General features: G+C 46.2%; 14 protein-coding genes, 3 rRNA genes and 1 riboswitch. Of the genes, 15 read left to right on the forward strand and 2 right to left on the reverse strand.

Translation table 11 applies throughout. The features are described from left to right. Window positions 1-66: 66 nt before the first annotated feature. A complete protein-coding gene (gene glcT, locus ABR335_RS01990; protein ID WP_035183309.1) occupies window positions 67-912 on the forward strand; it encodes a glucose PTS transporter transcription antiterminator GlcT in 846 nt (281 codons plus the stop codon). A 416-nt stretch (window positions 913-1,328) separates the two neighbouring features. Then, entirely contained in the window at window positions 1,329-3,311 is a 1,983-nt protein-coding gene (locus ABR335_RS01995; protein ID WP_035183312.1) for a beta-glucoside-specific PTS transporter subunit IIABC, read from the forward strand. Between the two features lie 191 nt (window positions 3,312-3,502). Here ABR335_RS01995 and ABR335_RS02000 read toward each other — a convergent pair whose 3' ends face one another. Further along, the gene (locus ABR335_RS02000; RefSeq protein ID WP_026684239.1) at window positions 3,503-4,753 is read right to left on the reverse strand and encodes a dicarboxylate/amino acid:cation symporter; all 1,251 of its coding nucleotides are present in this window, start codon (window positions 4,751-4,753) and stop codon (window positions 3,503-3,505) included. Between the two features lie 371 nt (window positions 4,754-5,124). Between ABR335_RS02000 and ABR335_RS02005 the strand changes: the two genes are divergently transcribed. The 8 genes from ABR335_RS02005 to ABR335_RS02040 all read left to right on the forward strand — a co-directional run bounded on the left by ABR335_RS02005 (window position 5,125) and on the right by ABR335_RS02040 (window position 15,516). Further along, window positions 5,125-6,678 (forward strand): 16S ribosomal RNA (locus ABR335_RS02005). 318 nt (window positions 6,679-6,996) lie between these two features. Continuing rightward, window positions 6,997-9,929: ribosomal RNA gene (locus ABR335_RS02010) — 23S ribosomal RNA — on the forward strand. 246 nt (window positions 9,930-10,175) lie between these two features. After that, window positions 10,176-10,291 (forward strand): 5S ribosomal RNA (gene rrf / locus ABR335_RS02015). The 16S, 23S and 5S rRNA genes sit together here, the layout of an rRNA operon. Before the next feature lie 280 nt (window positions 10,292-10,571). Next, window positions 10,572-11,924 (forward strand): 6-phospho-alpha-glucosidase, encoded by a 1,353-nt coding sequence (locus ABR335_RS02020; protein ID WP_035190029.1) that lies wholly within the window; start codon window positions 10,572-10,574, stop codon window positions 11,922-11,924. A gap of 171 nt (window positions 11,925-12,095) precedes the next feature. Continuing rightward, window positions 12,096-13,703 carry an alpha-glucoside-specific PTS transporter subunit IIBC gene (locus tag ABR335_RS02025; protein ID WP_052042141.1) on the forward strand — a complete coding sequence of 536 codons (1,608 nt, stop codon included), beginning with the start codon at window positions 12,096-12,098 and terminating at the stop codon, window positions 13,701-13,703. Between the two features lie 77 nt (window positions 13,704-13,780). Beyond that, window positions 13,781-14,557: a MurR/RpiR family transcriptional regulator gene (locus ABR335_RS02030; protein ID WP_035183326.1), complete on the forward strand. Its 777-nt coding sequence runs from the start codon at window positions 13,781-13,783 to the stop codon at window positions 14,555-14,557. Continuing rightward, window positions 14,550-15,011, forward strand: coding sequence for a hypothetical protein (locus ABR335_RS02035; protein ID WP_035190028.1), 462 nt, complete (start codon window positions 14,550-14,552; stop codon window positions 15,009-15,011). Before ABR335_RS02030 ends, ABR335_RS02035 begins: the two co-directional genes overlap by 8 nt. Window positions 15,012-15,027: 16 nt before the next feature. Then, the gene (locus ABR335_RS02040) at window positions 15,028-15,516 is read left to right on the forward strand and encodes a PTS sugar transporter subunit IIA (protein WP_035190027.1); all 489 of its coding nucleotides are present in this window, start codon (window positions 15,028-15,030) and stop codon (window positions 15,514-15,516) included. Between the two features lie 256 nt (window positions 15,517-15,772). On the opposite strand, the gene ABR335_RS02045 is transcribed toward ABR335_RS02040, so the two are convergent. Then, on the reverse strand, window positions 15,773-16,501 hold the full coding sequence (locus tag ABR335_RS02045) for a DsbA family oxidoreductase (protein ID WP_350346445.1): 729 nt from the start codon (window positions 16,499-16,501) through the stop codon (window positions 15,773-15,775). A gap of 151 nt (window positions 16,502-16,652) precedes the next feature. Between ABR335_RS02045 and ABR335_RS02050 the strand changes: the two genes are divergently transcribed. The 5 genes from ABR335_RS02050 to purB all read left to right on the forward strand — a co-directional run bounded on the left by ABR335_RS02050 (window position 16,653) and on the right by purB (window position 20,600). Further along, a complete protein-coding gene (locus ABR335_RS02050; RefSeq protein WP_017550737.1) occupies window positions 16,653-17,195 on the forward strand; it encodes a DUF2179 domain-containing protein in 543 nt (180 codons plus the stop codon). Continuing rightward, on the forward strand, window positions 17,192-17,404 hold the full coding sequence (locus tag ABR335_RS02055; protein WP_350346446.1) for an NETI motif-containing protein: 213 nt from the start codon (window positions 17,192-17,194) through the stop codon (window positions 17,402-17,404). The genes ABR335_RS02050 and ABR335_RS02055 overlap by 4 nt, the downstream gene beginning before the upstream one ends. Before the next feature lie 48 nt (window positions 17,405-17,452). After that, a riboswitch (purine riboswitch) is annotated at window positions 17,453-17,553 on the forward strand. Window positions 17,554-17,664: 111 nt separating this feature from the next. Next, entirely contained in the window at window positions 17,665-18,171 is a 507-nt protein-coding gene (purE, locus tag ABR335_RS02060) for a 5-(carboxyamino)imidazole ribonucleotide mutase (RefSeq protein ID WP_035190022.1), read from the forward strand. Continuing rightward, a complete protein-coding gene (gene purK, locus ABR335_RS02065) occupies window positions 18,152-19,312 on the forward strand; it encodes a 5-(carboxyamino)imidazole ribonucleotide synthase (protein ID WP_080746306.1) in 1,161 nt (386 codons plus the stop codon). The genes purE and purK overlap by 20 nt, the downstream gene beginning before the upstream one ends. Beyond that, the gene (purB, locus tag ABR335_RS02070; RefSeq protein WP_350346447.1) at window positions 19,305-20,600 is read left to right on the forward strand and encodes an adenylosuccinate lyase; all 1,296 of its coding nucleotides are present in this window, start codon (window positions 19,305-19,307) and stop codon (window positions 20,598-20,600) included. Before purK ends, purB begins: the two co-directional genes overlap by 8 nt. Window positions 20,601-20,625 lie beyond the last annotated feature (25 nt).

Below are 20,625 nucleotides of genomic sequence, written 5' to 3' on the forward strand. Positions count from 1 at the left end.
GAAATTGAAAAACCGGCGCATTTCATTTAAACTAATCATATTGTACTATAGCCGAGGGGGATTGAAATGGAAGCTTTTATCGTTAAAAAAGTTTTAAACAATAATGTACTTGTTGCCTCCCACCCCCGCTATGAAGAAACGGTGTTGATTGGAAAGGGGATTGGTTTTAACCGAAAAAAAGGGGAGCCCATCCCGCAGGCATCCGCTGAAAAAATGTTTGTGCTGAAAAACGAAACAGAACAGGAACAGTATATGAAGCTGATTCCTTCTATTGATAATCAAACCCTTGAAGTGGTCATTTCGGCCATTGAGATGATCCGCAGCCGGGCGGATTCTCCTTTAAATGAACATATCCATGTTGCCTTGACAGACCATATTGCTTTTGCGATCGACCGGATCCGGAAAGGGCTGGCTGTCAAAAATCCGTTCGTTGCCGAAACGAAAATTCTCTATCCGCGCGAATACGAAATTGCCTGCGAAGTAGTGGATTATATCAATGAAGCAACGGACGTCTATTTGCCGGAAGGGGAAGCCGGGTTTATTGCCTTGCACATCCACAGTGCCGTAACGGATAAGCAACTTTCCGAATTAAGCCGGCATTCCCATCTGATCGGGCAGCTCATTTCCACGGTTGAGCATGAATTTAAAATGACTTTTGACAAAGACAGTATTCATTACATGCGTCTTGTCCGCCATTTGCGCTATACGATTGACCGCGTGCTGACGGGGGAAAAAGTGGAGGAGCCCGAGAAATTGAATCATTTTCTGCAACAGGAATACCCGCGGTGTTATAATCTGTCGTGGAAATTGATCAAAATCATGCAGCAAGCATTGCAAAAACCGGTGTACGAGGCAGAAGCCGTTTACCTGACGATGCATCTGCAGCGGATTCAAACCAAATTGGAATCATGAAACGCCATCCTGATTGCGGGCATACATGGCATGCGTGATGAAAGGCTGATACATGCCAAAACACCGTAATTTTTCATGCCGGGATGTAGAATGCTTTTTTAATTTTTTTCTTGAAACAGGAAACCTGTGGTGCTATAATTTGTCGTGGAAATTGTGAATGATGCAGCAAACAGTAAAAAACCGGTATACGATGCAGAAAGCCGTTTTTCTGGCAGCATGCGTCTGAAACGGGTTCCATAAAAAAATAATCAATAGTTATCATAACGTGTTACTGATTCGATCAGGCATGAGTGAAAAAGATGCCGGGAGTGGCAGCCGCCACAGTCTTCCCGCTTTTTCCTCATGCCTTTTTATTTTCCTGGGGAATTGCTGCACGTCTGTTTCCGGAAACCATCATGATTTGAGGAGGATTTTGCATGGCAAAGAAAGATTACTCACAGCTTGCCCGCGATATTGTGGCAAATGTCGGAGGGCCTGATAATGTAAAGTCGCTTGTGCACTGTGCCACCCGTTTGCGCTTCCGGTTAAAAGATACAGGCAAGGCAAACAAAGAAGTGCTGGAAGGCTTACCAAATGTACTGACGGCGGTGAATGCAGGCGGACAGTACCAAGTCGTGATCGGGGATGAAGTCGTTCCTGTTTATAACGCCATTATGGACCAGTATCATTTTACGGCTTCCGATGCGGGGGCTGAAAACGATGCGGCTGCAGAAGAAAGCGAAGAAAAAGGCAATATTTTCGACCGCTTTGTGGCAGTGCTTTCCGGTATTTTTACGCCGTTTATCTCCGTCCTGGCTGGTGCTGGCGTTTTAAAAGGCGTTGCCATCCTTTTGGCAAACACCCATATCGTGTCTGAATCATCCGTCTGGTACAGCATCCTGGACGCGCTTGCAACCGGTGTGTTTACATTGCTGCCGATCTTTATTGCGATTACGGCGGCGGATAAGTTTAACACAAACCGGTTTATCTCTGTTGCTCTTGCTGCAGCGATGATTTACCCGCTGACAGACAGCACGATTCCAAAAATCGGCCACATTGCCGGGTACGCCATCAACTTTAAACAGTACGGCGGTGCAGTGATCCCGACCATTTTGGCCATTTGGATGATGAGTTATATTGAAAGATGGTTTAAAAAACATTTACCGGCTGTTGCCCAGCTTGTATTTGTGCCGTTTTTCACATTGCTTGTTGCCGGCGCCCTCACTTTTATCGTCATCGGCCCATTAGGCAATGCGATCGGCATGGGACTTGCTTACGGCTATCAATACTTGTACAGCTTAAGTCCTGCTGTTGCCGGATTTATTCTGGCCGGGTTATTCCAGGTGTTTGTCGTCTTTGGGCTGCACTGGGGGATTTTGCCGATCTCACTGATTAACATTCAAAACTATGGTTATGATACGCTGCTTTCGATGATGTTTGTTGCCGTCTTCGGACAGTTCGGGGCAGTGACAGGTGCGATTTTTAAAGCAAAAAAATCGAAAAACAGGGAAATCGCCGTTTCCGCTGCAATCAGTAACTTCTTCGGCATTACAGAGCCGGCGATATACGGCATCAACTTGAAATACAAAAAAGGTTTTATTTTCGGTTTGGCCGGCAGTGCGATCGGCGGCGCTATTGCTGGTTTTGCCGGTGTAAAAGCTTTTCAGTACACGCCGATTATGAATTTCTTTGAACTTCCGCTGTTTATCGGCAAAGGTTCAAGCGTTGCCATGGAAGCTGTTGCGGGTGTTGCCGCATGGGCGATTGCGTTCGTACTTGTATTGATCTTCGGTTTTAATGAAGAAAACAATGAAAAAATGCTCGCAAACGTACAAATGGGCAAGAAAAGCCTGACGGAAAAGAAAACGGCAGCTGTGGAAAGCAAAATGGAAGCGGAACAAAAAGAACTGCCAAAAGTGGATACAGCCGGCATGGAGCTGAACGAAATTGTCTACAATCCGGTAAAAGGCCGCGTTGTTCCGTTAACCTCTGTAAATGATCCGGTCTTCAGCTCGGAAGCGATGGGAAAAGGGGTTGGCGTTGTGCCGGAAGAAGGAAAAGTGGTCGCTCCATTTGACGGACAAGTATCTGTTGCTTTTCCGACCGGCCATGCATACGGCTTGCAATCCGACCGCGGGGCAGAAGTATTGATCCACGTCGGCATTGATACCGTCAACTTAAACGGGGAACATTTCCATTCCAATGTAAAAGCCGGGGACCGCATCAGGAAGGGTGATGTACTCGGCACCTTTGACCCGGAAAAAATAAAAGAAGCCGGCTATGACACGACAACGATGGTGATCGTAACCAACACGATGGCATATGATGCAGTTGAACAAGCCGCAGTCGACGAAACCTATGCGGACGAAGCTTTGCTGAATCTGTATAAAAAACAGGAAACAGCTGTGAAAACAAACTAATTTTACGGGCAACAGGCTGCCCCTTTTTTAAACAAGAAATCCGCCGGGAAAATCATTTTTCCCGGCGGATTTTCCATTTCCGTCATGTTTTTTCCGAAACAGCGTTTCTTTTAAGAAACCGGCGGAAATGCCGGCTCCTTCTCCGGCCTCCACGGCTTCCGCCTGAGAAGCGGGCTGCCTTGTTCTTTCTTTTACTGCGTGCGGCTGAGCCAATGTTTTCCTTCTACGAGCCGGGAAACGAGCATGGCGCTTACCGTGTTTCCGGTTGAGTTTAAAAGTGTGGCCGGGACATCAATAATCGTACTGATTACTGCAATAATCGGCAGCGACTCCGGCGGGAATCCAAAAACGCTTAAAATCAGCATCTCCCCGATCATACCGCCGCTCGGGATCGCCCCCATTACCGCGCCAACAAGAAATGCAACGGCAATGACTGCCAGCATATGGGGCAGGCTTGTCAAATCTTTTCCGAACAAGGTGAACAAAAAAACGATTTTCAGCACGCCGCCAAACACAGAGCCGTCCTTATGCGTGTTCGCACCTAAAGGAATCACTGTTTCTGCGATGTCGGAAGGCACATGCATTTTTTGAACGGTTTCCAAATTAATCGGAATGCAGGCAGCACTTGAACAGGTCGCAATGGCCGTAACAGAAGGGGGGACCGCATTTTTCCAAAACACCTTGATGCCCTCCGTCCCCCCGGCCATAAAGGCATATAAGGTAAAAAAGCCGAAAAAATAAATGACCGTTAAGATCAGGTATAAACCAAACGAACGTGCATATCCTTCCAAAATTTGCGGGCCGAGTGTGCCGATAATGGAAGCGAAGTAACACCCGAGCCCGATTGGCGCATAATACATGATGATTTTAACAAATTTCATCATGACGGCTGTTCCTGATGCCAAAAAAGCAGCAACCGGCTTTCCTTTCTCCCCGGCCAATGTGGTAGCCAGGCCGAACAGAACAGAAAAAACAATCAGTTGAAGCATATTCGTTTTGGTAAATAAATTTGGAAAATCAGGCACTGTGAACGTTTGAACAAGTTGTTCGAGAAAAGACGGATGAGTACTATTTTGCCGGCTGCCGTCAGCTTTTGCCATCATTTGTTCTATGGCGGTTGTATCTGTATGCGCAAGCGGCTTGATGATGAAAGTGCCGCCAAAACCAATGATGGCTGCCAAGAGGGAAGTGCCAAGAAATACAAGAATGATGCTTCCTAAAATTTTGCCCAAACGGCCAAGACCGGCCATATTTGCGATGGCAGAAGAAATGCTGAAAAAGACAAGCGGAATAATAACCGTAAACATTAAATTTAAAAATAAATCCCCGAATGGCTTTACAACTTCTGCTTTTGAGCCTGCAACCACGCCCGCAATGCCGCCAATGATGATGGCAGCCAACAATATGGCAGTGGATTTGTAATTGCGAAAAAATGTTTTCAAAATCAACCTCTCCTTAATCGGAAAATGCATCGCTCCTACACGTTTTCATTTTCCACTGATAACAAAAAGAAGTCAATTTGATTTTGCCCAAAAGATCCCCGTGTGTCGGTCTTTTTGTTGGTAATTTGATGGATTGGGTTTGGAAAAAATTTCATGCCAATTTATATTGACTTAGGATAACACGGATGGTATGATAATAAAGCTGACTCGACAGGAACTGATAAATATTGGGAGTCTGATAAAAAAAGATGTTGACAGCGAATTGATATTTTGATATAATAATTAAGTCGCTGTTAAGAACAGCAAAGATTGTTCCTTGAAAACTGGACAAAACGAAACGTCAAATTCTTTTTGAGCTTTTATCAAACATCTTTACTGAGAGTTTGATCCTGGCTCAGGACGAACGCTGGCGGCGTGCCTAATACATGCAAGTCGTGCGGACCTTTTAAAAGCTTGCTTTTAAAAGGTTAGCGGCGGACGGGTGAGTAACACGTGGGCAACCTGCCTGTAAGATCGGGATAACGCCGGGAAACCGGGGCTAATACCGGATAGTTTTTTCCTCCGCATGGAGGAAAAAGGAAAGACGGCTTCGGCTGTCACTTACAGATGGGCCCGCGGCGCATTAGCTAGTTGGTGGGGTAACGGCTCACCAAGGCAACGATGCGTAGCCGACCTGAGAGGGTGATCGGCCACATTGGGACTGAGACACGGCCCAAACTCCTACGGGAGGCAGCAGTAGGGAATCTTCCGCAATGGACGAAAGTCTGACGGAGCAACGCCGCGTGAGTGAAGAAGGCCTTCGGGTCGTAAAACTCTGTTGCCGGGGAAGAACAAGTGCCGTTCGAACAGGGCGGTGCCTTGACGGTACCCGGCCAGAAAGCCACGGCTAACTACGTGCCAGCAGCCGCGGTAATACGTAGGTGGCAAGCGTTGTCCGGAATTATTGGGCGTAAAGCGCGCGCAGGCGGCTTCTTAAGTCTGATGTGAAATCTTGCGGCTCAACCGCAAGCGGTCATTGGAAACTGGGAGGCTTGAGTGCAGAAGAGGAGAGTGGAATTCCACGTGTAGCGGTGAAATGCGTAGAGATGTGGAGGAACACCAGTGGCGAAGGCGGCTCTCTGGTCTGTAACTGACGCTGAGGCGCGAAAGCGTGGGGAGCAAACAGGATTAGATACCCTGGTAGTCCACGCCGTAAACGATGAGTGCTAAGTGTTAGAGGGTTTCCGCCCTTTAGTGCTGCAGCTAACGCATTAAGCACTCCGCCTGGGGAGTACGGCCGCAAGGCTGAAACTCAAAGGAATTGACGGGGGCCCGCACAAGCGGTGGAGCATGTGGTTTAATTCGAAGCAACGCGAAGAACCTTACCAGGTCTTGACATCCTCTGACCTCCCTGGAGACAGGGCCTTCCCCTTCGGGGGACAGAGTGACAGGTGGTGCATGGTTGTCGTCAGCTCGTGTCGTGAGATGTTGGGTTAAGTCCCGCAACGAGCGCAACCCTTGACCTTAGTTGCCAGCATTCAGTTGGGCACTCTAAGGTGACTGCCGGTGACAAACCGGAGGAAGGTGGGGATGACGTCAAATCATCATGCCCCTTATGACCTGGGCTACACACGTGCTACAATGGATGGTACAAAGGGCTGCGAGACCGCGAGGTTAAGCCAATCCCAGAAAACCATTCCCAGTTCGGATTGCAGGCTGCAACCCGCCTGCATGAAGCCGGAATCGCTAGTAATCGCGGATCAGCATGCCGCGGTGAATACGTTCCCGGGCCTTGTACACACCGCCCGTCACACCACGAGAGTTTGTAACACCCGAAGTCGGTGAGGTAACCTTTACGGAGCCAGCCGCCGAAGGTGGGACAGATGATTGGGGTGAAGTCGTAACAAGGTAGCCGTATCGGAAGGTGCGGCTGGATCACCTCCTTTCTAAGGGGAAAAGCGTAGGGCGCTCGTTCATCGGCGTACGGATTTCGTAGTCTTCGACTGAGATAAAGGAAACACGATGAGCCTTAAAGGCGAATCGATGTTGACTTATCGAAGGGAGAAGACGTAGAAATACGCTAGCCGATAGCGCCCGGAGCTAGACAGAAAAGGAAAACTTCGTTTTCCAAAATTAAGTTTGATGTTTCCGTTTTGTCCAGTTTTGAAGGTTCAATCCTTCAACATGTGTTCTTTGAAAACCGGATAGGAGAAATAAACCAAGTAAACCGAGAATCGCTTATTTTTGGATTTAAACCTTTTTATGGTTAAGTTAGAAAGGGCGCACGGTGGATGCCTTGGCACTAGGAGCCGATGAAGGACGGTACAAACACCGATATGCTCCGGGGAGCTGTACGTAAGCTTTGATCCGGAGATTTCCGAATGGGGAAACCCCCTGTCTTTAATCGGACAGGATTCCTGCCTGAATCCATAGGGCAGGAAGGGCACACCCGGGGAACTGAAACATCTCAGTACCCGGAGGAAGAGAAAGCAATTGCGATTTCCCAAGTAGCGGCGAGCGAACAGGAAACAGCCCAAACCGGAAGGCTTGCCTTCCGGGGTTGTAGGACACTCATATGGGAGTTACAAAAGAACAGGTTAAGTGAAGCGGCCTGGAAAGGCCTGCCGGAGAAGGTAAAAGCCCTGTAACTGACACTTCGTTCTCTCCCGAGTGGATCCTGAGTACGGCGGGACACGAGGAATCCCGCCGGAATCCGGGAGGACCATCTCCCAAGGCTAAATACTCCCTAGTGACCGATAGTGAACCAGTACCGTGAGGGAAAGGTGAAAAGCACCCCGGGAGGGGAGTGAAAGAGATCCTGAAACCGTGTGCCTACAAGTAGTCAGAGCCCGTTAACGGGTGATGGCGTGCCTTTTGTAGAATGAACCGGCGAGTTACGGTCTCATGCAAGGTTAAGCTGAAGAAGCGGAGCCGCAGCGAAAGCGAGTCTGAACAGGGCGAAAGAGTATGAGGCCGCAGACCCGAAACCAGGTGATCTACCCATGTCCAGGGTGAAGGCAAGGTAACACTTGCTGGAGGCCCGAACCCACGCACGTTGAAAAGTGCGGGGATGAGGTGTGGGTAGCGGAGAAATTCCAATCGAACTTGGAGATAGCTGGTTCTCTCCGAAATAGCTTTAGGGCTAGCCTCAAGCGAAGAGTTTTGGAGGTAGAGCACTGTTTGGACGAGGGGCCCTCATCGGGTTACCGAATTCAGACAAACTCCGAATGCCAAAAACTTATGCTTGGGAGTCAGACTGTGAGTGATAAGATCCATGGTCGAAAGGGAAACAGCCCAGACCGCCAGCTAAGGTCCCAAAGTATACGTTAAGTGGAAAAGGATGTGGCGTTGCTTAGACAACCAGGATGTTGGCTTAGAAGCAGCCATCATTTAAAGAGTGCGTAATAGCTCACTGGTCGAGTGACGCTGCGCCGAAAATGTACTGGGGCTAAACGTATCACCGAAGCTGCGGATGGACACCGTATGGTGTCCGTGGTAGGAGAGCGTTCTAAGGGCGTTGAAGCCGGACCGGAAGGACCGGTGGAGCGCTTAGAAGTGAGAATGCCGGTATGAGTAGCGAAAGAAGGGTGAGAATCCCTTCCACCGAATGCCTAAGGTTTCCTGAGGAAGGCTCGTCCGCTCAGGGTTAGTCGGGGCCTAAGCCGAGGCCGAAAGGCGTAGGCGATGGACAACAGGTTGATATTCCTGTACCGCCTCTTCACCGTTTGAACGATGGGGGGACGCAGGAGGATAGGGCAAGCGCGACACTGGTTGATCGCGTCCAAGCAGTTAGGCCGGTGCGGAGGCAAATCCTTCGCGCCAAGGCGGAGCTGTGATGGCGAGGGAAATTTTAGTACCGAAGTTCCTGATTCCACACTGCCAAGAAAAGCCTCTAGTGAGGTGAAAGGCGCCCGTACCGCAAACCGACACAGGTAGGCGAGGAGAGAATCCTAAGGTGAGCGAGAGAACTCTCGTTAAGGAACTCGGCAAAATGACCCCGTAACTTCGGGAGAAGGGGTGCTTTTTGGGGTGTATGCCCCGGGAAGCCGCAGTGAATAGGCCCAGGCGACTGTTTAGCAAAAACACAGGTCTCTGCGAAGCCGCAAGGCGAAGTATAGGGGCTGACACCTGCCCGGTGCTGGAAGGTTAAGGAGAGGGGTTAGCCGTAAGGCGAAGCTCTGAACTGAAGCCCCAGTAAACGGCGGCCGTAACTATAACGGTCCTAAGGTAGCGAAATTCCTTGTCAGGTAAGTTCTGACCCGCACGAAAGGTGTAACGATCTGGGCACTGTCTCAACGAGAGACTCGGTGAAATTATAGTACCTGTGAAGATGCAGGTTACCCGCGACAGGACGGAAAGACCCCATGGAGCTTTACTGCAGCCTGATATTGAATTTTGGTACAGCTTGTACAGGATAGGTAGGAGCCTTGGAAACCGGAGCGCCAGCTTCGGCGGAGGCATCGGTGGGATACTACCCTGGCTGTATTGAAATTCTAACCCGCACCCCTTACCGGGGTGGGAGACAGTGTCAGGCAGGCAGTTTGACTGGGGCGGTCGCCTCCTAAAAGGTAACGGAGGCGCCCAAAGGTTCCCTCAGAATGGTTGGAAATCATTCGCAGAGTGTAAAGGCATAAGGGAGCTTGACTGCGAGACTTACAAGTCGGGCAGGGACGAAAGTCGGGCTTAGTGATCCGGTGGTTCCGCATGGAAGGGCCATCGCTCAACGGATAAAAGCTACCCTGGGGATAACAGGCTGATCTCCCCCAAGAGTCCACATCGACGGGGAGGTTTGGCACCTCGATGTCGGCTCATCGCATCCTGGGGCTGTAGTCGGTCCCAAGGGTTGGGCTGTTCGCCCATTAAAGCGGTACGCGAGCTGGGTTCAGAACGTCGTGAGACAGTTCGGTCCCTATCCGTCGCGGGCGCAGGAAATTTGAGAGGAGCTGTCCTTAGTACGAGAGGACCGGGATGGACGCACCGCTGGTGTACCAGTTGTCTTGCCAAAGGCATCGCTGGGTAGCTATGTGCGGAAGGGATAAGTGCTGAAAGCATCTAAGCATGAAGCCCCCCTCAAGATGAGATTTCCCACAGTTTATACTGGTAAGATCCCTGAAAGATGATCAGGTTGATAGGTCCGGGGTGGAAGCGCGGCGACGCGTGGAGCTGACGGATACTAATCGATCGAGGACTTAACCAATAGAAAAGCGGAAGCGCCTTGGTCATCGGCGTACGGATTTCGGAGCTTTCGACTGAGATAAAGGAAACACGGCGAGCCCCTAAAGGCGAGCCGATGTTGACTTATCGTAGGGAGAAAGCGCAGAAATACGCTAGCCGATAGGCGCTGGAGCTAGACAATTCTCAAAGTTAGAAACCAAAGCTATTCTCCGTTTACAGTTTTTTCTCCCATCCGGTTTTCAGGGAACACATCCCAAAATTATACTGGTCCGGTGATGATGGCGGAAAGGTCACACCCGTTTCCATCCCGAACACGGAAGTTAAGCTTTCCAGCGCCGATGGTAGTTGGGGGTTTCCCCCTGCGAGAGTAGGACGTTGCCGGGCCAAAAGAGAACCGCAGACAAATCGTCTGCGGTTTTTTCGTACCTGTATATAAAACACACCTTACTGCTTTTGCCGGATTACAGCCTGTTTTACTCAAAATCGTTGCTTTATGAAGAATATAAAAAGGCGACAAAAATCAATGAAATATTTTTCGGAAAATGAAATTCTTTTTTGTTTGCAAATTTATTTTTTAAACAATTTCATCTTATTGAATAATTTTTTCTTCGTGAGATAATGATCATGTAATAAAGATAACGTTTTCTTTAAGGAGAGATCTATTATGTCAGATAAAAAATTTTCAGTAGTCATCGCCGGCGGAGGCAGTACTTATACTCCAGGAATTGTTTTAACGTTACTCGACAATTTAGACAAATTTCCAATTAGAAGTTTAAAGTTTTACGATAATGATGGGGAGCGGCAGCAAAAAGTTGCGGATGCTTGCGCCATCATGATTAAGGAAAGGGCCCCAGAAATAGAATTTTTGGCAACGACCAATCCGGCAGAAGGGTTTTCAGATGTCGATTTTGTAATGGCGCAAATCAGGGTTGGAAAATATGAAATGCGCGAAAAAGATGAAAAAATTCCATTAAAACACGGGGTTGTCGGTCAAGAAACAACAGGGCCCGGAGGAATTGCTTACGGTTTAAGGTCGATCGGCGGCGTTTTAGAGCTTATTGATTATATGGAAAAATATTCTCCAAATGCTTGGATGTTGAATTACTCAAATCCTGCTGCTATCGTGGCTGTAGCTACAAATCGCTTAAGACCGAAATCTAAAATTATCAATATCTGTGATATGCCGATTGGAATTATGGATCGGATGGCAAAAATATTAAAATTAGATTCTTATAAAGAACTAGATTTCGACTATTATGGATTGAATCACTTTGGTTGGTGGACAGCGGTAAGAGATAAGAAAGGCAATAATTTAATGCCGCAACTTCAAGCCTATGTCAGGGAACACGGATATATTTTGCCTGATGAAAGCGGGACAGAAAAAAGCTGGAGAGAGACTTTTGAAATGGCTAAAAATGTCTATGCACTCGATCCAGAAACATTGCCGAACACTTATCTGAAATACTATCTATATCCGCAGGAAGTTGTGAAACATTCTGATCCGAATCATACAAGGACGGATGAAATCAGATTGGGCCGCGAAAAATTTGTTTTTGAAGAATGTGCCAAAATTACGGAATCCGGAACAGCACAAAACAGCGCCTTTAAATCAGATGAACATGCTTCTTACATTATTGATTTATGCCGTGCGATTGCTTATAACACAAAAGAACGCATGCTTGTCATTACACCAAATAAAGGGGCAGTAGAAAATCTGGATTCTGATACAATGGTTGAAATTCCTTGCTTAATTGGTGCAAATGGGCCTGAACCACTTGCCCAGGGTAAAATCCCGCGCTTCCAAAAAGGGCTGATTGAGGAACAAAACAGTGTTGAAAACCTGGTTGTCGATGCCTGGACAGAGGGTTCATATACGAAATTATGGCAAGCATTAAGCTTAAGTAAGATTGTACCAGATGCAGGATTGGCCAAAGTTATTTTGGATGAACTGGTTGAAGCAAATAAGGATTACTGGCCGGAATTAAAAATCGGGCGTCCTGAACCAGTTTTAAGCTGATCAAACAAGGTAATCAACTAAAGGGATAATAAATTTAAACATGCTCCTTTATATCATTACTAAGTGAAACCAAAAATGAGGAGCGGTAAATCTTTTTAAAAAGAAAAAAGATCTTATCGCTTCTCATCATATTCCTAAAAAGGAAAGCGGTTTCCGGTCTGGAGGATAACGATGAAAAGTATACAAAGATTTGGCGGTGCAATGTTTACACCTGTTTTACTTTTCTCATTTGCTGGCATTATGCTGGCCATCAGTATATTATTTTGCAATCCGTCTGTTTTTGGAAAGATTGCAAGTGAAGGGACTTTATGGTACGGCATATGGGATACTGTACAACAAGGTTCATGGACAGTATTTAATCAAATAGAATTATTATTTGTCGTCGGCCTGCCTATCGGGCTGGCAAAAAAAGCTTCCGGAAGAGCTGCAATGGAAGCTTTGGTTACGTATCTTACATGGAATTATTTTATAGCGGCCATTCTTACCCACTGGGGGAAATTTTTTGGAATTATGCATTACGGAAGGGCTTTAGCTGAAAATAGCACAAACGAAGGCTTAAAAATGATTGCCGGCATTAAAACTTTTAATACAAGCATCATTGGTGCCTTAATTATAGCGGGAATCGTTGTCTATTTGCATAACAGATTTTTTGACTATAAATTACCTGACTTTTTGGGTACCTTCCAGGGATCTGCTTTCGTCGTCATTCTTGGCTTTTTTGCCGCTTTGCCCTTGGCATTCATTACCTGTTTAATTTGGCCGAAAATTTCATTCGGCATCGGATCATTACAATCATTCATGGCTCATGCAGGTCCTGTTGGGGTTTGGATTTACTGTTTCCTTGAACGTGTTTTAATTCCAACAGGTCTTCATCATTTTATTTATATCCCTTTCCAATATGGGCCAGCCGCAGTTCCGGAAGGCCTAACGAAATGGTGGCTTATGCACTTGGAGACATTTGCTAATAGTAAGGAATCACTGAAATCAATGGCACCACAAATGGGATTCCTGATGTATGGCAATGAAAAGGTTTTTGGTATACCAGGAATTGCTTTGGCATTTTACTTTACGGCAAAGAAAGAAAACAGGAAAAAAGTATTGGCCCTGCTGGTACCGGCAGTCATTACATCTGTACTTGCCGGTATTACCGAACCAATTGAATTTACATTCCTATTCGTAGCGCCGCTTTTATGGGTGATTCATTCCCTTTTGGCAGCAACATTAGATACGACATTGTATTTATTTGGTGTAGTAGGTGATTTGAGCGGAGGCATTATTGATATGGCCGGGAAAAACTGGATTCCGCTTTTTCAAAATCACTGGGCAACATATTTAACGCAAATTGTAGTTGGGCTGATATTCACGGCTATTTACTTCTTTGTATTCAGATTTTTCATTTTAAAATTCAACTTTGCAACGCCAGGCAGGGAAGCGGATGAGGAAGAAGAAATTACATTAAAGACAAAACAGGATTATAAAAATAAAAAATTAGCACAAGGGGTGCAAGAAACAGCTGCAGCATCCTACACAGATCCTTATTCGGAAAGAGCGGCAATTTACCTGGATGCGTTGGGCGGAAAAGAAAATATCAGTGATGTGACCAATTGTGCTACCAGGTTAAGAGTGACAGTAGTAGATCCACAGAAAGTGAAACCGGATAGCGCATTTAAAGCGGGAAAAGCTGCGGGTGTTGTGAGAGCAGGAAGAGCATTCCAAGTCATCGTAGGGTTGGATGTCCCCCAAGTCAGGGAAAAATTTGAAGAACTGTTGAAACAATAAAACTTTTTGGATAGAGTCAACATCTTATTTAGTGATAAAATTGGATGTAAGGACACAAGAAAGGGTGTTGACTCTCTATGGATTTGGAACAAAAAGTGAATCAAAGCTTCCAACAATTAAATTCAGATGAAATACAATGTCTGAATTTTATTATTGAACATAAAGATATTGTTAGCAATTCAACTTTAAATGAAATTAGCAAGCTTTGCCATGTTTCCGCTTCTTTCTTGTTCAGAACCATCAAGAAGGTTGGGTACTCGGGTTTTTCCGAATTAAAATATGAAATCAAAAAGGAAGAAAACACGTTGAAAGGAATGACCGGCCAGCCGGAAAATCTAAATTACCAAATGCAAGAAGACGTTGATAAAACCATCAAATATTTTAATACGGTCCATCACACGGAAATGTTTCGTTCTATTATGGAAGCCAGCCGTATCTTTTCCTATGGCACAGGTTGGGAGCAAAAAATGGCTGCGGAAAAGATTACAAGAAACTTTATATACTCAGGAAAATTTGTGACGAACTTCCCGGCGTTAGAAGAATTATCGGTAGCAGAGAAAGCGTTAAATGAAAAAGACATCGTATTTTTAATTTCATTGAGTGGCAATAATGAACGAATTGTCAATATAGCAAAGGATTTTAAAAGAAGAAATATAAAAATGGTCAGCATCACACAATTTGGGACAAATAAATTGGCCGGCATTTCAACATACAATCTTTATTACTATGCATCCGAGTTTCATAAACCATGGCATAGAAGCATTGTCAGCTTATACATTCTGGTTGAACTTTTTTCCTTGCATTACAAGCTGTTTACTGAGCAATTGGAAAACGGGGGCTTACAAAATGGATAAAATAAGAAGGCTTGTTGGAAATGAAACAAAAATATTTAATATGATGATTGCCCTGTTTTTTCTCGTCCCTGTTTTTTATATGATTTATTTATGTGTGATTGTTGCTATATATCCAACATCTTTTAAAGAACTGTTTTCAAGCAGCCCTTTTTCTGCTGTCATGCTGATCGCTTCCTGCCTTGATCTGCTGATGGGATATTATCTGTATCATCTTAAAGTTCATTTAAATAATCATGATCTTTTTATGCTGGCCATTTACTTATCGGCGTTGATCCAGCTTTTGTTGGGGAATCTTTTAATTGCCTTTTTTATTGTGCTATTGATTTTATCTTCTCCAAATAAAAAAATGAAGTTATCCAATTTGAGAAATGATGCCAGCTATTTATCAATGCTTGGAGCTTTTCTTGTAATGTATATGTTTTGTGATTTTGTCTTGCTTAAATTAATGATTTAGAAAGTAGGGAACCGATATGCTCAACTTTTTAAAAAAGAAAAAGAGCCAAACAGTAGGCTTGGTTGCGCCTGCAAGCGGCCATTTAGTACCAATCACTGAGGTAAATGATCCGGTTTTTTCCACAAAGATGATGGGAGATGGATTTGCCGTAATACCAGCGGACGGAGAAGTTAGAAGCCCGGTATCCGGAAAAATTGTGAGCGTTTTTGACACGAAACATGCCATTAGTATTCAGACAGATAATGGGTTGGAAGTATTGGTGCATCTGGGAATCGATACGGTAGAACTTAAGGGAGCACCTTTTAAGGTATATGTAAATGAAAATGATACGATTCAGGCTGGTGATAAAATTGCTGATATGGACTTATCCGCACTGAAAGCAGCTGGAAAGGATAACAGTGTAATGGTTATCTTTACAAATTCCAACAGTATTTTGGATTTTACGATTTCTACAAATGGCAAAGTGAATGCGGGGAATGAGATCGGAAAAGTTGAATTAAAATAGCGGCCAGAATCAGCTTGCCCAGGAATATAGCAATAGAGACGAAAACTTAAATCCACGAACAAATAGTTCTAACCATCAAAAGCGGACACAGAAAGAATGCTATATAAAACGGACTTAAGTTTTTGCATTGAGACAAGGTCATCCATTTGCATGATGATTCCTTTTTGCAGCCGACAACAAAGTAGCAATGTTTCGTTCATTTTATATAAAGCGTATTTTAAAAAGGCAGGGAATATCCCTGCCTTTTATAACATGGTTACTTTTCTTCCTTCCCCGGTATAATGCAGCTTCCATCTGCACAGGCAACGTCTTCTTCGGTGGACAGGTCTTGCAGCACCGGTGCTGCGGCTTCTTCCTGCCATACTTTCTGAAGGGCGCTTGTAAAGGTTTCGAGCGGCTGGGCGCCGGAGATGGCGTATTTTTGGTTGAGAATAAAAAACGGGACGCCGGTGATGCCGTATTGCTGTGCGATGGCTTCATCTACGCGTACATCATTTAAGTGGGCGTTCGGGTCACGAAGCACTTCCAAAGTTTTTTCCCGGCTGAGGCCTGCGGATTCGGCGATCGTGGCAAGTGTTTCGTGGTCCCCGATATACGCTCCTTCTGTAAAATAGGCGTGGAACAGTTTTTCGGCGAGTTCCGCCCCTTTGCCTTCAGCCGCGGCAAATTTTTCAAGGCGGTGTGCATCCAGCGTGTTTGTCGGCTTCATGTTGTCAAAATCATAACGAAGCCCGACGCTTGCCGCCTGTTCACCAATACCATAGTTTGCTTGTTTTGCTTCTTCCATGCTGATCCCGTATTTTTCGGCAATCGCTTCGTGGATATTTTTGCCGATGCCTTTTTCAGCAGCAGGGTCAAGTTCAAAAGCTTTAAATTCAACTTCCACCTCATCCCGGTGCGGAAATTGTGCCAGCGCCATTTCCAAACGCCGTTTTCCAATATAGCAAAATGGGCAGACAAAGTCAGACCACACTTCAATTTTCATATGAACACCCCATTTCTTTCGATTACCCCCTATCGTATCACAAAAAAGTTTTATCATAAAAAATCATGCTTATGGACACGTTTACTTTGCTTCGGCCGTGATATGATGGAAAAGAAGCAAAATGAATGTGTGATGAGGAGGGGGAAAATCATTGCTCCACAATAGTATTGTCATGGTACTGATTATTTTTGTTGTTAATATTATCTATGTATCCTTTTCGACAACGAGGATGATTCTAACGTTAAAAGGATACCGGTATATTGCCGCTTTTGTCAGCATGGTTGAAATTATCGTGTATATCATCGGTCTCGGGCTTGTTCTTGACAATCTGAATAAGATCCAAAACATTATTGCGTATGCGGCCGGTTACGGAATCGGTGTTATGGTGGGGATGAAAATTGAAGAAAAACTGGCGCTCGGCTATATTACGGTCAATGTCATTACAACAGGGGCAAATCTGGATTTGGCAAAAAAATTGCGGGAAAGCGGCTACGGCGTGACTACATGGGATGCGCACGGGCTTGAAGGGGATCGGATTGCCCTCCAGGTTTTGACGCCGAGGAAATATGAGCTGAAATTATACCAAGCGATAAAGACGATTGATCCAAAGGCCTTTATCATTGCATACGAGCCGAAAACCATTTATGGCGGTTTTTGGGTAAAAGCGGTGAAGAAAGGAAAATTGAACAAATGAAAAAACAGTTTGAAGTGCTGGAAAATGAGACCATTGCGGACTGTCTGGCAAGAATGGAAAAAGAAGGCTTCCAACCGTTCAGAAGAATCGAAAAGCCGGTGTTCCGGGAAGTCAAGAAAAACGGCAAGAAAGAATATGAGCCGGTCACCAGAAAAATTGTATTTGAAGGAAGAAAAACAAGTTCAGACCCGAACATTCCCGACCTGTAAAACATGAATTATTCGTTGACAGCAACAAGCCTCCCTGTTAAGATAAAAATACAAAGTGAATATGACCCTCATATATAATGGGAATACGGCCCATACGTCTCTACCCGGTTACCGTAAATAATCGGACTATGAGGGAAAGCGGAAGTTGGGAATCACAAGGTTTTCCTTGCTTATTTGTGCTGCACCCGGATGGACTGCTTTCTCTCTAAAATAGAGTGGGCAGATCCGTCCGGGTTTTTTTGTACATAAACAGGGGAGGGATGCAGGTGGCAGTTGAAGTTGGCATCATTATGGGCAGCATTTCGGACTGGGAAACGATGAAACATGCATGCAGCGTGCTGGATGAATTGAACGTACCTTACGAGAAAAAAGTCGTCTCTGCGCACCGGACGCCGGATCTGATGTTTCAATATGCAGAACAGGCAAGAAGCAGGGGCGTAAAAGTCATCATTGCGGGAGCAGGCGGTGCGGCCCATTTGCCAGGGATGGTCGCAGCAAAAACGACGTTGCCAGTCATCGGCGTGCCGGTCCGGTCGAAAGCGTTGAACGGCCTTGATTCTTTGCTTTCAATCGTGCAGATGCCGGGTGGTGTCCCGGTTGCAACGGTCGCGATCGGAAAAGCGGGCGCAACGAATGCCGGACTGCTTGCCGCCCAAATTTTATCCATAACAAACGAACATATTGCCAAAAGGCTTGAACAAAGGCGGGAAAGACTTTCGAAAACCGTATATGAAAGCAGTGATCAACTTGAACAGGAAAATGATTAAACCGGGGAGTACAATCGGCATCATCGGCGGCGGCCAGCTCGGGAGAATGATGGCCCTTGCCGCAAAAGAGGCGGGTTTCCGGATCATTGTCCTTGATCCTGTGCCGGATTGCCCGTGTGCGCAGGTAGCGGACGGGCAAATCACGGCGCCATATGATGATGAAGCGGCATTGCGGGAGCTTGGGGAACGATGCGATGTGCTCACCTATGAATTTGAAAATATCGATTATGAAACATTGAAAAAGGCCACCGGATTTGCCCATGTCCCACAGGGAGCGGAGCTGATCCGGATCACGCAGAACCGTATTTTTGAAAAAGAAGCAGTTGCAAAAGCAGGCGTCCGGGTTGCGCCGTACCGCGTCGTTGAAAACGCGGCGGATTTGAAAGAAGCTGTTGCAGAAATTGGCTATCCATGTATTTTAAAAACGGCGCGCGGCGGTTATGATGGAAAAGGGCAGATCACGCTCCGGCATGAAGGGGATTTTAAGGAAACGGATCCGCTTCTTGCCCACGGCGCATGTGTCCTTGAAAAAATGATTCCATTTACAAAAGAACTTTCTGTCATCATCACCCGGAATGAAGCAGGGGAAACGAGCCTTTTTCCGGTAGTTGAAAATATTCATCACAACCATATTTTGCATCAAACAATCGCGCCGGCACGGGTGGAAAATACGGTGAAAAAAGAGGCGGAGCAACTCGCCCTAAAGGTGGCAGAGCAGCTTCATTTAACCGGTACGCTTGCAGTCGAAATGTTTTTAGAAGCGGACGGTACGCTTTATGTCAATGAACTGGCACCGCGCCCGCATAATTCCGGGCATTACTCGATTGAAGCCTGTTCGATTTCGCAGTTTGGCCAGCATATCCGCGCGATCTGCAACTGGCCGCTCCGCAAAGTGGAACTTTTGAAGCCGGCTGTCATGGTCAATCTGCTCGGCCAGCACGTCGAAAGGGCGCTTACGCAAATTCCTTACCAGCCGGAATGGTCGGTCCATCTTTACGGCAAAAAAGAAGCGAAATTCCAGCGAAAGATGGGCCATGTTACAGTGCTGACAGAGGAAATCGAAGAGACTTTGCTTTCCCTTGAACAATCCGGTGTATGGCAGGATGTACAGAAACGATCGGAGGCAGCAGTGAATGATTGAACGCTATACAAGGCCTGAAATGGGCGCCATCTGGACAGACGAAAATAAATACAAAGCATGGCTTGAAGTGGAAATCCTTGCCTGTGAAGCATGGGCGGAGCTTGGGGAAATCCCGAAAGCAGATGTGCAAAAAATCCGTGAAAATGCCAGATTTGATGTTGAAAGAATTTTAGAAATTGAGCAGGAAACGCGCCACGATGTTGTCGCTTTTACAAGGGCCGTTTCGGAGTCGCTCGGCGAAGAAAGAAAATGGGTGCATTACGGGCTGACGTCCACGGATGTGGTCGATACGGCGCTTTCTTATTTGATCAAACAGGCAAATGAAATCATTGAAAAAGACCTTGAACGTTTTATTGAAATTTTAAAGCAAAAAGCAATTGAACATAAATACACCGTCATGATGGGCCGTACCCACGGCGTCCATGCCGAACCGACCACTTTTGGCCTGAAAATGGCGCTCTGGCACGAAGAAATGAAACGGAATCTCGAACGCTTCAGGCAAGCGGCGGACGGCATCCGTTACGGGAAATTAAGCGGTGCTGTCGGGACATATGCCAACATCGACCCGTTCGTTGAGCAGTATGTCTGCGGGAAACTCGGCTTAAAGCCGGCGCCAATCTCCACGCAAACGCTGCAGCGCGACCGCCACGCTTACTACATCGCGACCTTGTCTTTGATCGCGACATCGATTGAAAAATTTGCTACGGAAATCAGGGGGCTGCAAAAAAGCGAAACCCGTGAAGTGGAGGAGTTTTTCAACAAAGGGCAGAAAGGATCGTCCGCGATGCCGCATAAACGCAACCCGATCGGTTCGGAAAATATGACCGGGATGGCACGGGTGTTGCGCGGCTATATGGTAACGGCGTATGAAAATGTCTCCCTCTGGCATGAGCGCGACATCTCGCATTCTTCCGCGGAACGGATTATTTTGCCGGATGCAACGATTGCTATTAATTATATGCTGAACCGGTTCGGCAATATTGTGAAAAACCTGACCGTCTTCCCGGAAAATATGAAACGGAACATGGACAAAACGCTCGGTCTCATTTATTCACAGCGGGTTTTGCTTGCTTTGATTGATAAAGGCATGTCCCGTGAAGCGGCATACGATACGGTGCAGCCGAAAGCAATGGAGTCGTGGGAGAAACAGGTACCGTTTAAGGAACTGTTGAAAAAAGACCCGGCCATCCAAAGCAGGCTCACGGAAGCGGAACTCGAGGCATGCTTTGACTACCATTATCATTTGAAACATGTCGATACGATTTTTGACCGTCTCGGGCTGAACTGAACCGGGGCGGCCGGGTGAATTCAGC

The organism is Heyndrickxia faecalis (genome assembly GCF_040267745.1).
Classification (GTDB): domain Bacteria; phylum Bacillota; class Bacilli; order Bacillales; family Bacillaceae_C; genus Weizmannia; species Weizmannia faecalis.

Excerpts from the sequence above, each read along its gene's own strand:
- ABR335_RS02040 (WP_035190027.1), top strand. The coding sequence starts at position 15,028 with ATGCTCAACTTTTTAAAAAAGAAAAAGAGCCAAACAGTAGGCTTGGTT.
- ABR335_RS02055 (WP_350346446.1), top strand. The coding sequence starts at position 17,192 with ATGAAAAAACAGTTTGAAGTGCTGGAAAATGAGACCATTGCGGACTGT.
- ABR335_RS02020 (WP_035190029.1), top strand. The coding sequence starts at position 10,572 with ATGTCAGATAAAAAATTTTCAGTAGTCATCGCCGGCGGAGGCAGTACT.
- ABR335_RS02025 (WP_052042141.1), top strand. The coding sequence starts at position 12,096 with ATGAAAAGTATACAAAGATTTGGCGGTGCAATGTTTACACCTGTTTTA.
- ABR335_RS01995 (WP_035183312.1), top strand. The coding sequence starts at position 1,329 with ATGGCAAAGAAAGATTACTCACAGCTTGCCCGCGATATTGTGGCAAAT.
- ABR335_RS02035 (WP_035190028.1), top strand. The coding sequence starts at position 14,550 with ATGGATAAAATAAGAAGGCTTGTTGGAAATGAAACAAAAATATTTAAT.
- glcT (WP_035183309.1), top strand. The coding sequence starts at position 67 with ATGGAAGCTTTTATCGTTAAAAAAGTTTTAAACAATAATGTACTTGTT.
- purB (WP_350346447.1), top strand. The coding sequence starts at position 19,305 with ATGATTGAACGCTATACAAGGCCTGAAATGGGCGCCATCTGGACAGAC.
- ABR335_RS02030 (WP_035183326.1), top strand. The coding sequence starts at position 13,781 with ATGGATTTGGAACAAAAAGTGAATCAAAGCTTCCAACAATTAAATTCA.
- purE (WP_035190022.1), top strand. The coding sequence starts at position 17,665 with ATGCAGGTGGCAGTTGAAGTTGGCATCATTATGGGCAGCATTTCGGAC.
- ABR335_RS02045 (WP_350346445.1), bottom strand. The coding sequence starts at position 16,501 with ATGAAAATTGAAGTGTGGTCTGACTTTGTCTGCCCATTTTGCTATATT.